Genomic DNA, 15,504 nt, shown 5'->3' on the forward strand with positions numbered 1-15,504 from the left:
ATTTTTTTCTTAATAAACCATGATTCCTGCTGTCTTTTTTTTCGTAACAACGCCAAAATCTTTGGCTAAGATATTGGCTGATTTCAGCTCTTCTTCTAATTTTTTTGCTTCTTTAGCTGGGATACTTACCAATAATCCTCCAGATGTCTGTGGATCATATAGCAACTCTTCGATCCCTAAGTCATCGACATAAAAGGCCATCTTTTTTTCCATAAAATTTCGGTTTCGTTGTCCTCCAGCAGTAAAAAGAAAGGCTTTTGCTCCTTCATAAGCTTCTTCAAAAAATGGCAGTTTTTCTGAATAGATTTCAGCTGAAAAATTGTCATGTAACATTTCATGAAGATGTCCTGCTAACCCAAATCCTGTTACGTCGGTACAACTAGTGATTGGATATTTTCTGATGATAGCCATCGCATATTTATTTAAGGTTTCCATACTTTTTGTTGCTTTGGCAAACCCTTCTTTGGTTATTGCCCCGGCGCTATAACCAATGGTGATAATGCTTACACCTAGAGGTTTTGTTAAGATTAAGTGATCTCCTTCTTGACAAGTATTATTTTTGTAAATATTGTTTGGATGAATTGTGCCAGTTACAGAAAGTCCATATTTGACTGAACGGTCATGGATTGAGTGCCCACCTGCTAAGATTCCACCTGCTTCTTGAACTTTTTCAGCCCCACCTCTTAAAATCTCTTTTAAAACCTGTAGTTCTTTTTCTTCAGGAAAAGCAACAATATTTAAGGCAGATAATACATCCCCTCCCATCGCATAAACATCACTCATCGCATTGGCAGCAGCAATTTTGCCAAATAAATAAGGATCTGTCACCATAGTAGGAAAAAAGTCTAACGTTTGAATAACTGCTAATTCATCGGTCAATTTAATAACGGCTGCGTCATCTGTTGCATCAAAGCCCACTAACAATTTTTCATCTTGGGATTTAGGGAGGTCTGCTAGAATATTCCCTAGATTTCCAGGACCAATCTTAGCGTTACATCCACCACAAATAATTAATTGTTCGATTTCTTTTTTCATTGGCATCCACTTCCTTTTCATATAGTGTAGTAATTGATGACTTTTCCTCTGCCGCTTACTGTTTCATTTTCTATAGTTACACCAACAATCAGAAAATAGCGGGCAAATCATTAAAATAACTATGCTAGTTTGGTGTACTAAAAATGAAGAAGTGGCTGTACAGTTCTTTCCACTCCTTCACATTTTGCTACTAGATTAAGCTTTTCTATTTTTTAGAAAACATTCCTTTTCGCATATATGTAATTCCTGAGTAAATAATTACAGCAATGATTACCCAAGTCAGCATATTCAAATCTAAGCTTGTGACAAATTTAACAGCAATAATTACCCCAATCACTCCACCAATCGTAATTGCCAAACTAACTTTACGCTCATAATCACCAGATTTAATAAAGTTACCTGAAGCAACGGGCATCAATCCTGCGCAAGAAGCCATCATAATAGGAAAAGCAACAAGCGGACTTAACCCCAACATGTATACTAATGCCATACATGGTGCATATAAACCTACGCCAATCGTCATTAATGCACCTAAGAGGAAATTACCGATGACGCCGATGATTAGCTTAAGACCTGTTAAAGCAGTCGCTTCATTTCCAGAGCCTAAGAGATCCAGCATTCCAGCTTGTTTTAGCCCCATTAAAATTGCTGTCACAATCAGAGCAAGTCCCATAAAAAACTGCACCTTTTTTTCAGGTAGCTTACTGACTGTTTTCGAACCCACAAACGAACCCACAATTGCTGCTGCAACTAATGAAAACAGAGTAATAGGTGATACTTTAACAACAGTAATGAAAATAAAAGCTTCAATGATTACCGGAATAGAGTGTGCCACATTGAGCGTTCCTGGTAATTGTCGATCGTTATCTAATTGCTTGGTAAATTCTAGTAACATGGTTGTTGGCGCAAAACTACCAATCCCTAATGTATCTAAAAAATCGGTAATTACCCCAATTGTTCCAGAAATAAGATAATTTCCTCCACCCCAATTTCCTTTATTTGCAAGTAAGTCGAGAACAAAAAAGAATAAGAAATAGAGTAATAAAACGCTTAATAAACCCAACAGTAGTTGTACCATGATACCTCCTTAATAGTAAGCAGAGTTTTACTAACCCATCATTTTTTATGTAACCATCTGTTAATGGCTAGGACTAGAGAATTCAATTCACACTTTGGATGGTTATACCGTGTATTTTAATCAAGTAAAAATCCATTTTTTAATGAGTCTTTAGGATCGACAAGGAATTGATTAAATCCTGTAATATAAGCAGATCCCGTCACTTTGGGAATAATCGCTTGATAGTTTCCTACACGTGTTTCCTTTGTAATTTCTCCCTTAAACATCGTTCCTAAAATACTTTCATAAACAAAACTTTCACCAATTTTCAACTCATTTTTTGCATACAAAGTTGCTAATTTAGCACTCGTTCCTGTTCCGCAAGGTGAACGATCAACTTGTCCATCCCCGAATACCACGACATTTTGATAAGTAGCTTCAGGACTTTTAGCAGGACCATAAAATTCGACTAAATCAACGGTGTTAATATGTTTTAACCGAGGATGTTGGATCTCAATCGTTTGATTAATCGCTTCGCGAATTTTTAGCCCCACTTCAGTAAATTTTGACGCATTCTTCGGTTCAATGGTTAAACCTACTTCTTCGGCTTTTAATATGGCAAAAAAACTTCCGCCAAAAGAAATATCCACATGAACTGTCCCAATATCGGGCACATTCACTGCCACATTTTCTTTATATAGAAAGGATTCCACGTTTTCAAAAGAGACTGATTCCGCAGAGTAATCTTCATCCAGACGAACCTCTCCGCAAACAATCCCCGCAGGTGTATCTTGCGTTACTTTAACCACACGGGTGCCTTCTCCTACATCTACCCAGCCCAATTCTACAGCTGCTGTCATTGCCGCAATGGTATTGTGACCGCACATATTTAAATAGCCACCAGAATCCATGAAAATAATCCCGTAGTCTGCCTCATCATGAACCGGTTCACAAATAAAAGCCCCGAACATATTTTTATGCCCTCGTGGTTCATGCATTAGCATTTTACGTAAATCATCTGCTTGTGTTTCCAGGTATATTTTTTTATCCGCCATCGTTTTTCCATGAAATTTAGGAATGCCTCCTACAATTAACCGAGCGGCTTCACCAGCTGTATGGGTATCTACTACTGATATCATTTTTTATACTTTCATACTAACCTCCACGTTACTTCAATTTTTGATTATCTTTACGCATCTTTAGTTTTATAAAAGCGAGCGCTTTAACTGCATCATAGAAAGTGATCGTATTTTCTCCAACCACTTCCGTTTCAATCCCTGCTTGTGATTTATTAAAATCCAGCACATATTTTGTATAATCATTTTCTACGACAAACTTGGCTTGTTTCCCAATAAATTTGAGCCCAATAACACTGAGGCCACGACAACCTATTTCTTCTAGGGGTATTGGCAAAATCGATGTCTGAATTTCCCCAACCATCTGTTGATAAAACAACGCCATCTGTAGCCATCGCTTCTAGCCAAGTAGCTGTTCGTTGTCCGACTAGATGCTTCATTTCATTGCTTTGAGGTGTGCCAATAATAATAACACCTTGGAAATCAATGTCAGGATCTTTGCTTAAAACATCCAGTAAAGGATCTTTAAAAAGGTGCATCGAAGTTTCTTTAGTTGATGGTCCTATTCCCATAAAAATCCCCTTTTCTAACAATTAGACCATTGAACGAATGGCACCATCACGATACTCATTGGCAGATAAAAAGATGGGCATATTATTCATATCGATAATCGAATGACCACCCTTAAACCCACTAGGTTCATCTGGAAATAATAACATATCGTACATCGCACCTTGGCCAGCTACCTGCTTGACCAACGTCACTTTTGGCTTTCCCGGATTTCTTTTTTCTTCATAGATATGTGTTTCCGTTGCTTCCTTACCATCTAGCAACTTTAATTGTTCTCGGATTTCCTGCAGATAATTGTCAACTATCCGAAACAATTTTAAACATAACTCACGATCGAAAGGTGTTCCTTTCTTGACAAGTAAGTCAATCAAAATAATGTAATCCTCTGCGTTAGGTGTGCCCGGTCGATTTAAAAATAAATGATCACGCAATACACCATCAGAAGAACCAAACTCATGGAGCTGTTCACCCTCATCGATTGTGCCGGTCATTATGACCGACACTCCCGTTAATGTATGGGTGATACCCGTCCCCAAAACGCCTAATACTTTAGCAGAAATTGGTAAAATATCCATGATAGTATTTGTTTTTAGGTCTAACTGATCTGGCTCTAACAATCGGATCGTCAAGGATTTGACATCCTCACACAGACAATCAAATTCAGTTTTTATCTGTAGTTGATTGTGATCAAGCTTAAATTGATTTCCTATGGAAACTTTTTCCATATGGAAAACTTTCATCTTTAATGTTTCTCCTTGCATGCTGATCCCTCTTTACACATGAGCGATATATTCATAAGGTAATGGCACAATTTTCCCTGGTGTTTCAATTGAAACTAGGCTTTCTAAAGTATCTTTTAAAATACCCGTTTGCATGTCAATATTATGTGGTTCTCCGGCATTAGCGCCCATCGGTACACGTGGTGCTACAGCTCTAGGTGAACCATTTTGCCGTACTACTGGTGGTAATGCGGCGATTAAAATAGTAGGAATCCCTGCTTCCTCAATTGCTCTCTGCACGATCACGGCAGTTCTGTGACAGGTCCCTCAACCAGCAGTTAAAACAACTGCGTCAACTTCTTCTACGAGTTTTTGTGCGATTTCTGGTCCCGTCTGTTCATTAAAGGCATCTTGGTCACCGCCGCCTCCCATAAAGCCATAATGTACAGGGGCAGCTTCTTTAATAAAGCCGTCTTTTACTAATTCATGTAATCGGTCAATCGGAAACATTGCATTGACATCCCGATTAACGTCTGCGTTGTCATATCCACCATGTGAGACCATTAAATCTTCACTTGGTACTCCATCTGGAATCTCACGATACGTTGTGTCTCCTGCCAAATTAAAGCGTGTATCACTTTTTAAGTGGACACCAGCTGCCGTTGCCAAAGCAATCCGCATTTCTTTCAGCTCTTTTTTAACGGGCGTAAAGACGGATTTGGGTGTGATTGGTACAAAAATTTCTGACTGTAATCCTTCGAATACTGTTAAACTCATCTACTCATTTTCCTCTCTCATTTTTATTTTCTTCTGTTGATTTTTTAAACGTCGACGTTCATGTTCTGTGATTGCTTCAACGTAATGAGTATTGGCTGCTTCTTCCAAAACCTCTGGATAACTCATCAAAAATCCAACTTCTTGTCCTATTTTTAAATCGTACTCTGAAATAATCATGCGCCGCGGAATTTTTAATTGACCTAGTCGTCCTTTGATATCAATAGTTACGCTCGCATCTCGAACTTCAACAAGTATCCCTTCAAACATTTGTTCAGTAGAGACATACTTTAATTTTTCGATTCTATCCATTTTGCACCTTATTTTATTCTTTTTCATAAATTTCTTGACGTTTTTTACTTTTCAGCAAAGATTGCTCATTTTCTTCCAGGTCTATTTTTCTTCCTGTTGTTTTTTCGATAGTCTCAATGTTGTTTTGTTTGACATTCGGATTCCATTTACGTTCAGCTGGTTTAATTGTTCCTCCACCCATTAACGTTTTTAACATAGCTAAATCACGAATGGCGTCTTCTCTACACAAGGTATTATTTGATAAAATTTCATTTTCAATCTCTTGTTTTGATTTATTATTATCAACCATTGCGCCCATTTCAGAATTACCAACAACTAAGGCTCCTTGAACAGCACTATAAGAGTCGCCAACCACTTTGATTCCACGTTTTCCAATTTCTTCCATGTGAGAAGCGAAATCAATATGATTATTTCCGAAACCTTCAGTGGTTACAATGGCACCATCAATGTCCATGGCTTCGACAGTCATTCCTAAACGTTTTGAAACATAATATTTTTCAGTATTCGCTTGTGGAGAGCCGACGAACATAACACCGACTAAATCAATTTCTTCATCTGCCATTGCTTCTTTAACAAGCGGTTCCCGCCAATAATGGCGTGAAGTTTCTTTCGAAGCCGGTCCAATACAAGTTAACGCATGGATTCCTCCATCTAATACTTCTGTTGGTGCCAATAGGATTGGCAAATTGCCAAGGTCAACATTTGGTTTTGCGCCAAATGTTCCAACTGGCTCGATGGGCATAATCAAATTATCATGCATCGCACCTTGCCCCATTATTTCTTTGATGATCAAAACTTTCTTATTGCCAATTCGACGTTTCTGTATAATTTCTTCTGAATGTATCACCAATGATTCATCCGCTTTTTTGAGGGCTTCACGAATTTCTTGAGTGATGTAATCAGAAGCTTTGTGAGCGGCTAGCGGACCCGGACGTTCCATATTCGCGTGTTCTTTGATTGTCACTTGGGTTTTAATAAAGATTTCTCCTTTATCTGGTGCTCCAGGACGTCCCCACATAATGTTACGATCTAATTCTCCTTCAGAAGAACCAAATTCACCGATTTGAACTCCATTAGCATCCGTCCCTGTAACAACCATGACGACACCATCCAGTACTCGGGTAATTCCATGCCCAAGATCGCCTTCAACTTTTGCGGCAATTGGCTGAACGTCCATAATCGTTTCACTATATTCAGTGTATTTATCTGGTGTAATGATTTCTAAAGTCATATCTTCAACGAGCTGTTCCAGTTCAACTGCTTCAGCACAAATTTCTGTCATTTTTCGTAAAATTAAAGTTGTTCCTTCGATTTTTGTTTCTTCCCCAAAAATCACCTGATCAATTTTTAGATGATCATGTCGTACAGAACGAATCACTTTTTCTTTCACCTGATTTGAGTTTCCCAAAACCGGTGCTGGTATTATTGGCGTTACTTGCTCAGGAATTATTGATTCCGGTGCAGGATTTACCGTTTCGGTTAACTGAGCAGCCATCATTAAAGGAAGCTCTAAATCAATTCCTTTTCCTTCAGCAATATGAATTTTAATAGTCTGACCACTTGTTACAGAAGATGAAGCAGCTTGAGTTGGCGTCGCAATTGTTTCAGAAGTCTCAACTTCTTTTTTTTCATTTAAATGAACTTCTTTCATTCCTTCAGATACACCTTCCAGTAATTCTTTTGTCAATGGAATCAACGCATCCGTTGTTTCTTTTAATGTTGTACCAAGTACTTGTTCAATTGTTAACACATCTTCAGAAAATTCAAGTAACCCTGATTCTTCCAGATCAAGAAAAATTGCGGGGTCCTCTAGATTTTCTGGCGTAATCACTGTGCCTGCTTCCGCACGACAACAGAGTACAGCTAGATCTTTTGCATGTTCTTGGGCAGTTTCAGCCGTAATAGACATTCGTTAAATCCTCCTAAAATTTAAATTTATTTCGTTGTAGGTAATTTACGATATAGTCTGTGCCCATCTGCCCGAAGTACATGATCTGTATGATGATAAACCGGAACTCCTAACCTAGGAGCTACACCAATAACGGTGTTCGTTCAATCAGAACAAGTTCCAGTCATCACAACTTCAGCACCTGCTTTTTTCAAAGCAAAGACTGTTTGTGCTTGTCCTGGACATATACCTGGCAAGGTACATCTATATCTTCCATTCACTTTTACCATTCGCTTACAGCGTTGTGTAGCAACAACTTCAGCACCCATGTTTTCAGCTATTTCAGTCATTCTTTCTTCTGAACCGCCGCATTCACAAAGTAATAGTCCTATTTTTCGGTGTTCTTGAGGAAATGGCATAGCAACCAATACCCCTCCGCTGGTTTTCGTAATGGGGGTTTCTTCCGTGCCGCTATGACCAGTCATTGGTCCACCGATCACAATTTCTCCATGGGGCTCAATAAAACCTCCAACTTGATCAATTAATTGCTTGACAGGTGTTCCAATTGGGACATCTTTAAAGACTGTTTTCTTTTGTTTTACACGACCAGATACCGTAAGATCTTTATCAATAAATGGCTTTCGCTGTTCAATCGCTTCGACAATGCGTTTAATTGTTTCAACATTATCCACTACTGCTCCGATTTCGATTGGTAGTTGACCAGGGTCTAAAGTGATGTTCAACACTTCACGAATCACTACACGTTCATCGCCTGCAGGATAGATGTCAGGTAATTGGTAAACATCTATTGTCGGTTCATTGTTGGTAAACTTTAACAATTGTATGACTAACTCTCGATGTTTTCCTTTAACGGCAATGATTCCTTTGGGTGCTTTCGTAATGCTCATGCAATACTTTATTCCACGAATCAATTGTTTGATTTGATTTTTCATTTGCTTTACATTGTGAAGTAATAAAGCTTCACATTCTGCACCATTTGCGATAAAGATGCCTTCTGGTATTTCACAAGATAATTTTATATCTGTCGGAAACCCAGCTCCACCAGCTCCGACAATTCCGGCTTCTTTGATTGCTTGAATATAAGAGGATGTTTCTGGAATAGGAAGATAACTTGAAAAATTTTGCTTTTCATCAATCTTTAGCACAATCTGATCGTTGGTTACTTCTGATACAACACCTGAAAAGCTAGAATGAATGTTTGCTCCTAATCCATCTGGTTTAGCAATTTTTTGTCCACGTTGCACATATTCGCCTATTTTTACCATACTCTTTGATGAAGCGCCTACATGTTGTTTTAATGGTATAAGAATTTTTTCCACTCTTTTCACCTCCCTTGTTTTACTTGAACTTGAGTAAACTAGCCACCCACAGCTCATGTTTATAATATCACAACATGGAGGTTTGATGAACGATTTATTTATAAATAATTGTTATTTATAGTTCTATAAATACTTTTATAACAACGAAAATATATGTATTGTTTTTTATTTAAATATAGATAAAAAATAACAACATGCACTTAATGATTATATACATAGAGTGAGAACTGATGGAAAATCTTTTTTCACTTTATTGAACGACACATATAGTCTATGCAATTTTGATTATCATAATTTTTTCATTTTCATTCATCAAAAAATACAGTTTAGCACGGTTGCTCTTTCAATATCTGTTCTATTCTATTGGCAAAATCAGCTCGATAATCATCTCCTTTTTAGCTAATAAAAAATCAAAAAAATAGGTTGGCCAGCATTAGACATTTTCACAATAAAAAAGGGACTGGGACAAAAGTTGTCTCAGTCTCTTCTAGTATCTCTAAAAACGAATAAACGGTGTTCAAACATCAGCTACTTGAAATAAGCCTGAATTTTTCAAAACATGAGAAGCTGTTTCAAAAAATTCTTTCTTATTGTCATCAGAGCTACCCGATGTTTTTACGACCTCTGATTCACGGCGTTCAAGAAGCAACTCCTCAATAATAAGGGAGGAGCTAAACGCTTCTTTCAAAGCCTCTTTTCATGCGAATCTTAATTAATATTTTTTATTAGGTTTTCCCCTTATGCACGATGCATTGGAAGATCATTATTACTTGGTTGAACAAGTAAGTATTGGATAACATCAATGTTACTTGATTCAAAAGATGCTGCACAAGCTTGAAGGTAAAGATCCCACATTCGATAAAAGGAATCGCCCATAGTTTCTGTTACCTTGTCTTGTACTTTATGGAAATTATTTGTCCAATGTTCTAAAGTAAGCTGATAGTCCCGACGCAAACTTTCTAAATCAATTAACTGTAAATCATTATCCGTAATATCTGTTACGATTTCTGCTAATCCTGGAATGTATCCACCCGGGAAAATATATTTGTTGATCCAAGCATTAACTGCCCCACCTTGCTGACGAGTAATACCGTGAATCAACGCTGTTCCTTTAGGAGCTAGTAATTTTTGGATGACACCAAAATACTCTTTTAAGTTGTCTGCTCCCACATGTTCAAACATCCCGACACTTGTAATATGATCAAACGTTTCATCTTTTAGATCACGATAATCCATTAATAAGACCCGACATTTATCTTCCAGATGTTCTTCTTTGATCCGATTAGTAATATGGTTATATTGTTCTTCACTCAAGGTAATACCAGTTGCTTTTACATTGTATTCTTTGATAGCTGTAAACATCAAGGTTCCCCAACCACAACCGATATCTAATAACGTATCATTATCCTTGATAAAAAGTTTATCTAAGATGTGGTGGACTTTATTGATTTGGGCTTGTTCCAATGTATCTTCAGGTGTCTCAAAATAAGCACAAGAATAGGTTAATGTTGGATCTAGCCACATTTCATAAAAATCATTTCCTAGATCATAATGTGCATGAATATCTGCTTGATTTTGTTTTTTTGTGTGTTTTTGCTTTTTAGGAAGCCATTTTAAATAGTCGCTCCCTCTTAAAAAGCTGTTTGCTTGTTGGTAAGCATCGTTGATCAACGCTTGAATACTTCCCTCAATCTCAATACGATGATCCATGTAAGCTTCACCTAGAGCTAGAGAGGCGTTATTTGTGATTTCTTTCATTGGTATTTCTTCATGGATCTTAATTTTGATTTGGGGAGGATTGTCAGTATCTCCATAGCGTTTTGTCGTACCATCCCAGTAAGTAACTTCGACTGGAAGGGAGAAAGAACGTGAAAATAATTGATTATATACTGTTTTTTCTAACATGATTTTCCTCCTTAGAATTGCTACTATTTAACGTTAATACTAAAAATTAAAAGAATCAACTCAGAAGGGTATTTTTCAGAAAAAAATCTTTGTTACCTATCAAATTTTCATTATTTTCACATTTATTTTCTCATAATTAGTTGATGATCTTAGGCCTTGACTTCATCTTTAAATCCAGTTTTAGCAAAAATCCATAGCAATAAAAGAACTGAAACAGTTGATTGAATACCTAACATCAAAACAAAATCAAAATAAAAGAATCCAACAATCGTGGCAATAATGGAGCCAACTCCAATCACATTCAACATTAAATTGGCACTTTCTTTGAATGTTTGGATGGAAGAAAAACGACTCTTTCTAGTTAGCCATAAAAAGAAAGAAGCACCAAATAAAATGAAGCTAGTCATTATAAATAAGATGATTCCTAAACTCATACTATAAGATAAAATAATCATTGGACGATTACTGGCGTAAAATTCCTGTTCTAAAAATGCTTGAAACTCTTGTGGCGTTCGGACTGATTCGGGATTGAAAGACGCTTGGTAATTCATTTGATAGGTTCTTATACGCCCCTGTTCTTTTTGCTGGATTGTCCAATGATTTTTTGCGAAATCAATAAAGGCGTTTTTTTCGTTTTTTTGTTCTTTCGTCAATCCTGACCCAATCAGTATTTCGTTATTCTGATAAATCGTTATTGGTGAGTGATTTATTTGCCCATTCTCCATGGGTAATTCTAAAAATTTATTTACTCCATCTTGATCAATTAGTTGGTGAACTGTCAAAAATTGCTCCATAGGGATTGCTTTTACCTGATTGGTATAATACATGGTAATCGGCATAACCATCAACGCGACCAAGAAAAGAAAGATCAGACTCAATTTAGGCCATGACAACTGTCTTCTACCAGCAAAAAGACGTCTAGGACTATTTAAATGAGAAAAGTAATTCAAAGGAAATGTTTGCATCAACACCTGCTCCTAACCTTTTGTGCCACCAGAAGTCAAACCAGTGACAAAGTTTTTTTGTAAAAAGAAGAACAATAAACAAATCGGTAATGCAATGAGGATCGCTCCTGCGGCAAATAATGAAACCCGTTGATTTGTCACATCAGAAATGAATGTTTGCAAACCAACTGCCACTGTTTGATTTTCTGGTGTGCGTAGTAAAAATTTAGCGAGCATGAAGTCTCCGAACGGTCCCATAAAGGCCCATAATGCTTGAACGGCAATCATTGGTTTAACTAACGGTAAAACGATTTGTAGAAAAATCCGGAAATGACCAGCTCCATCTAATTTAGCAGATTCATCTAAATCAAGTGGAACAGTATCAAAATAACCTTTCATTAGCCAAGTATTCATCGGAATTCCCCCACCAATATAGATCATTGTTAAGAACCAGTATCGATCTAAGGCGTTAAGTAGAAAAGCCATGACGTAAAAAGCGGTCAATGCAGCCATCGTTGGAACCATTTGAATCACCAGGAAAAACATCAAGCTTGATTTGCGTCCAATGAAACGGTAACGACTATAAGTGTAACCAGCCAAAGTTACAACAGTCACTTGGATAACCATTGTTAAAATGGAAATAATCAAGGTATTTTTATACCAAGTACCATATAACGTTTCTGAGAATAGCCGTCTAAAATTTTCTAGTGTCCAGTCACTGGATAAATCCAGACTAAAAGCAGCGATATTACCTGATTTAAATGCTGTACTGGCTGTAATCAACAATGGATAGATAATGATGATCGACAAAAGAATCAAAAAAACATAGGTCAAGAATTGTGACAATCTTCGTTGGAATTTAGCACTTGAATTAAATTGTTTCATCGCTTAGTCCTCCATATTAAATGCATTAGTCTTTTTAAACACAAGTAAAGAAACACAAATGACAATTGCAGAAATAATTAGTGTAATGGCTGAAGCCATGGAGTATTGTGGCGAGGTTCCCGTCGTTAGTTTATAGATCCAAGAAATCAAGATGTCTGTTGAACCTGCGCCCCCTCCTACACTTCCAGGACCACCGTTGTTAAATAAATAAATCATCGAGAAATTGTTGAAATTACCAGTATACTGAGTAATAAACGTTGGCGCTGCTACTAGAAAAATAGCCGGTAACGTGATATTAGAGAAACGTTTCCAAGCATTTGCACCATCGATTTTTGCTGCTTCATATAAATCTTCAGAAATGGATTGTAAAATACCTGTTACCATGACATAGATATAAGGGAATCCTAACCACCCTTGAACCATAATGATCGCAACTTTCGTCCAAAATGGATCTGTTTTCCATGAAATCGCGCTAATGTCTACGAATGGCAGATGATTGATAAAAGGAATCACTTGGGTGTTGATCGCCCCCACACTATCATTGAAGATATTAGAGAAACTCATAATTGTTATAAATGCTGGTACCGCCCATGGTAAAAGGAAAATAATACCAAAAAAACGTCTAAATTTAATAAATTTTTGGTGAGCAATAACGGCTGTAAAAATACCTAATGTGATTTGAAGTGTCGTTGCACATAGTGTCCAAATAACAGTCCAAGAAAACACAGAGAAAAAGGTATTACGGTAAGAACTTAAGAAGAAGATACTAAAAAAGTTTTTTACTCCGATCCAATCAATCAAACTAGCAGGTGGGATATGTTTGAAATCATAGTTGGTAAATGCTGTAAATAATGTGACTAGAACTGGAAAAATAATCGTAAAAATCATCAAAAGATAGGCTGGAAGTGTAAGCAAATAAGGAAAACCCTCATCACCAATATTATGTATAACTTCCTTCATCGTTCGGTTGATTTTCTTACCTTCTTTGCGTAAAACTGCGACACGTTTGGCATCTAACAGATTCAGTCCATAGAAAATAAAAAAAATAACCGTAATGATTAGTTGCAGCGTTCCTTGAATCAAAATAAATAAGGAGTGATCCTCCATCGGAACTGTTCCCAGTGTGACTAAGCCAATCAAAGAGTGGAAGCCACCAACTATCAGTTGTAGAATAAATGCTACGAAAATACCTAGAAATACGATTCCTTTGAACGCTTGACCATTAGCAAATTGCCCTAAGCCAGGTATGAGAGACATAAGTGTAATTTTTCTTACATTGATATTATTTTTTTCGTCTTGCATAACGATACCCCCAGTACTACTATTTTATTCTTTGCGCAAGGAAATGAATCAGTCGGCTATCCACAATAGCCATCTATAAGTAACTATTCATAGCAGTTATACATAGTAACTATAAATAGTAGCTATCCATGACAGTCATCAATAATTGCTATCAAAAACCATTTTCCATTCATTTGTAGTCCTCACTCAGTTGCTATAAAAAACTCTGCTCGTGGATGTTATTCACACGAATCAATGTGAAACAGTTAAAGAAAATACACCGTTCAACTGTTTCACCTATTGATCCATGACTTGTTTTATGATTTGGTTGACCAAATGAGATTTAGTGGTCTACTATCACCACATCTAGTAAAAATATCCATTTGATCGTGAATAGAGATCACTTTGTTACTTTTAATACTTTTGCTCAATCGCTTCTTTTATGGTTTTCACTGCTTGGTTAGCAGATTCTTTTGGCGATTTAGAACCTGAAGCTGCATCAAACATTAAGTTTTCAGCACCAGTCCAAACTTCAGCCATTTCTGGAATATTTGGCATTGCTTGCGCAGTTTCATACTGATCAATCACCGCAGTTGTCAATTCATCATTTTTTGATTTAGCTGTTTCACGTGCTGCTTGATTGGCTGGAATCTCATTGACCATTTCAAAGAATTTTTCTTGATTTTTTGTGTTTGTCACATAGTCTAACCATTTTTGTGATAATTCTTTGTTTTTAGAATAGTTACTTGCTACCCAACCTTTTCCTCCACCAAACGGTTGATAAGATTCGCCGTTGTTCAATGTTGGAATTTTTGCTACCCCATAATTGATTTTGTTGTCTTTATAAGTTTGTGCTTGCCAAGGGCCATCAATGATTGCGGCTGCTTTGTTAGACATGAATTGTTGGCTAACGAAATCGCCTGCACTCTTGATATCTTGCATCCCTTTTGGCCAAACATTTTGGAACCAGTTTGTAGCATAAGTGATTCCTTCGATTGATCCTGCATTATTTAGACCAATATCTGATGGATTAGTTCCGTTGTCACCAAAAACATACCCGCCATAGCCTGCTAGTAAACCATAAGAATAATAGAAATCAGTCCATTTTGCTAAGAATCCAGTATTTTTTCCTGCTTCTGATTCAAAGGCAAAGCGTTTGTCTTTGGCTAGATTTTCTAATTCTTTGAAAGTGGTTGGTGCTGCATCTACTAGATCCTTGTTGTAGTACAAGACTAATGTTTCGATCACTGCTGGTTCGCCGTAAATTTTTCCGTCATAGGTCACTTGTGCTTTATCTGTTTCATCATAGTCGGCTTCATTTCCTAATTTGACTTCCGCTAAATGGCCTTGTTGTCCTAACGCACCAATTCGATCATAGGCTGCCATCATCACATCTGGTCCTTTACCGGCAGGTCCATCTAAAGAAAGCGCTTCTAATTGATCGAACATATCTTTTTCAACTAGCTTGATTTTGACATCATTCTCTTTTTCAAAATCACCCTTGATCTCATTGATGTAATCTTTATAACCAGAATCTACCGATACAGTTAATGTTTTTTCATCATTTCCACCGCTAGCTGTATCAGCTTTTCCATTACCACAAGCTGCTAATCCACCTAAAATACCAAGTGACAATAAACCCAACCCTAATTTTTTAACATAGTTTTTCTTCACTTTTTGTTCCTCCACTTCCATAAATGTTGTTTGTATAAAGAGTA

General features: G+C 37.0%; 14 protein-coding genes and 1 pseudogene. All 15 read right to left on the reverse strand.

The annotated features are described in order from the left end of the window. Positions 1 to 9: 9 nt before the first annotated feature. A complete protein-coding gene (gene selD / locus IGK91_RS06395) occupies positions 10 to 1,041 on the reverse strand; it encodes a selenide, water dikinase SelD (protein ID WP_181934265.1) in 1,032 nt (343 codons plus the stop codon). Positions 1,042 to 1,240: 199 nt separating this feature from the next. Further along, positions 1,241 to 2,113, reverse strand: coding sequence for a sulfite exporter TauE/SafE family protein (locus IGK91_RS06400; protein WP_181934266.1), 873 nt, complete (start codon positions 2,111 to 2,113; stop codon positions 1,241 to 1,243). Between the two features lie 116 nt (positions 2,114 to 2,229). Beyond that, positions 2,230 to 3,231 (reverse strand): proline racemase family protein, encoded by a 1,002-nt coding sequence (locus IGK91_RS06405; protein ID WP_010737602.1) that lies wholly within the window; start codon positions 3,229 to 3,231, stop codon positions 2,230 to 2,232. Between the two features lie 28 nt (positions 3,232 to 3,259). Next, positions 3,260 to 3,740: pseudogene (locus tag IGK91_RS06410) on the reverse strand (glycine/sarcosine/betaine reductase component B subunit). Between the two features lie 21 nt (positions 3,741 to 3,761). Next, entirely contained in the window at positions 3,762 to 4,499 is a 738-nt protein-coding gene (prdD, locus tag IGK91_RS06415; protein ID WP_010737604.1) for a proline reductase cluster protein PrdD, read from the reverse strand. A gap of 12 nt (positions 4,500 to 4,511) precedes the next feature. Beyond that, positions 4,512 to 5,234: a D-proline reductase (dithiol) protein PrdB gene (gene prdB, locus IGK91_RS06420; RefSeq protein ID WP_080593147.1), complete on the reverse strand. Its 723-nt coding sequence runs from the start codon at positions 5,232 to 5,234 to the stop codon at positions 4,512 to 4,514. Further along, a complete protein-coding gene (locus IGK91_RS06425; RefSeq protein WP_010719135.1) occupies positions 5,235 to 5,543 on the reverse strand; it encodes a CBO2463/CBO2479 domain-containing protein in 309 nt (102 codons plus the stop codon). It lies immediately after the preceding gene. 13 nt (positions 5,544 to 5,556) lie between these two features. Beyond that, entirely contained in the window at positions 5,557 to 7,452 is a 1,896-nt protein-coding gene (gene prdA / locus IGK91_RS06430; RefSeq protein ID WP_081122735.1) for a D-proline reductase (dithiol) proprotein PrdA, read from the reverse strand. A 26-nt stretch (positions 7,453 to 7,478) separates the two neighbouring features. Next, positions 7,479 to 8,771 (reverse strand): proline reductase-associated electron transfer protein PrdC, encoded by a 1,293-nt coding sequence (prdC, locus tag IGK91_RS06435; protein WP_374220197.1) that lies wholly within the window; start codon positions 8,769 to 8,771, stop codon positions 7,479 to 7,481. Between the two features lie 517 nt (positions 8,772 to 9,288). Continuing rightward, positions 9,289 to 9,459: a hypothetical protein gene (locus IGK91_RS06440; protein ID WP_014834649.1), complete on the reverse strand. Its 171-nt coding sequence runs from the start codon at positions 9,457 to 9,459 to the stop codon at positions 9,289 to 9,291. Positions 9,460 to 9,509: 50 nt separating this feature from the next. Beyond that, on the reverse strand, positions 9,510 to 10,676 hold the full coding sequence (locus IGK91_RS06445; RefSeq protein WP_010719132.1) for a class I SAM-dependent methyltransferase: 1,167 nt from the start codon (positions 10,674 to 10,676) through the stop codon (positions 9,510 to 9,512). 149 nt (positions 10,677 to 10,825) lie between these two features. Next, on the reverse strand, positions 10,826 to 11,641 hold the full coding sequence (locus IGK91_RS06450) for an integral membrane protein (protein ID WP_010737609.1): 816 nt from the start codon (positions 11,639 to 11,641) through the stop codon (positions 10,826 to 10,828). A gap of 12 nt (positions 11,642 to 11,653) precedes the next feature. Further along, on the reverse strand, positions 11,654 to 12,505 hold the full coding sequence (locus IGK91_RS06455; RefSeq protein WP_010719130.1) for a sugar ABC transporter permease: 852 nt from the start codon (positions 12,503 to 12,505) through the stop codon (positions 11,654 to 11,656). Between the two features lie 3 nt (positions 12,506 to 12,508). Next, the gene (locus IGK91_RS06460) at positions 12,509 to 13,807 is read right to left on the reverse strand and encodes a carbohydrate ABC transporter permease (protein ID WP_081122733.1); all 1,299 of its coding nucleotides are present in this window, start codon (positions 13,805 to 13,807) and stop codon (positions 12,509 to 12,511) included. Positions 13,808 to 14,200: 393 nt separating this feature from the next. Next, a complete protein-coding gene (locus IGK91_RS06465; protein ID WP_010737611.1) occupies positions 14,201 to 15,460 on the reverse strand; it encodes an extracellular solute-binding protein in 1,260 nt (419 codons plus the stop codon). Between the last annotated feature and the right edge of the window lie 44 nt (positions 15,461 to 15,504).

The organism is Enterococcus sp. DIV1208 (genome assembly GCF_050530455.1).
GTDB lineage: Bacteria > Bacillota > Bacilli > Lactobacillales > Enterococcaceae > Enterococcus_B > Enterococcus_B hirae.

Bases quoted from the DNA above. Each gene is read 5' to 3' on its own strand.
- selD (WP_181934265.1), bottom strand. From the start codon at position 1,041: ATGCCAATGAAAAAAGAAATCGAACAATTAATTATTTGTGGTGGATGT.
- IGK91_RS06400 (WP_181934266.1), bottom strand. From the start codon at position 2,113: ATGGTACAACTACTGTTGGGTTTATTAAGCGTTTTATTACTCTATTTC.
- IGK91_RS06405 (WP_010737602.1), bottom strand. From the start codon at position 3,231: ATGATATCAGTAGTAGATACCCATACAGCTGGTGAAGCCGCTCGGTTA.
- prdD (WP_010737604.1), bottom strand. From the start codon at position 4,499: ATGCAAGGAGAAACATTAAAGATGAAAGTTTTCCATATGGAAAAAGTT.
- IGK91_RS06425 (WP_010719135.1), bottom strand. From the start codon at position 5,543: ATGGATAGAATCGAAAAATTAAAGTATGTCTCTACTGAACAAATGTTT.
- prdA (WP_081122735.1), bottom strand. From the start codon at position 7,452: ATGTCTATTACGGCTGAAACTGCCCAAGAACATGCAAAAGATCTAGCT.
- IGK91_RS06445 (WP_010719132.1), bottom strand. From the start codon at position 10,676: ATGTTAGAAAAAACAGTATATAATCAATTATTTTCACGTTCTTTCTCC.
- IGK91_RS06450 (WP_010737609.1), bottom strand. From the start codon at position 11,641: ATGCAAACATTTCCTTTGAATTACTTTTCTCATTTAAATAGTCCTAGA.
- IGK91_RS06455 (WP_010719130.1), bottom strand. From the start codon at position 12,505: ATGAAACAATTTAATTCAAGTGCTAAATTCCAACGAAGATTGTCACAA.
- IGK91_RS06460 (WP_081122733.1), bottom strand. From the start codon at position 13,807: ATGCAAGACGAAAAAAATAATATCAATGTAAGAAAAATTACACTTATG.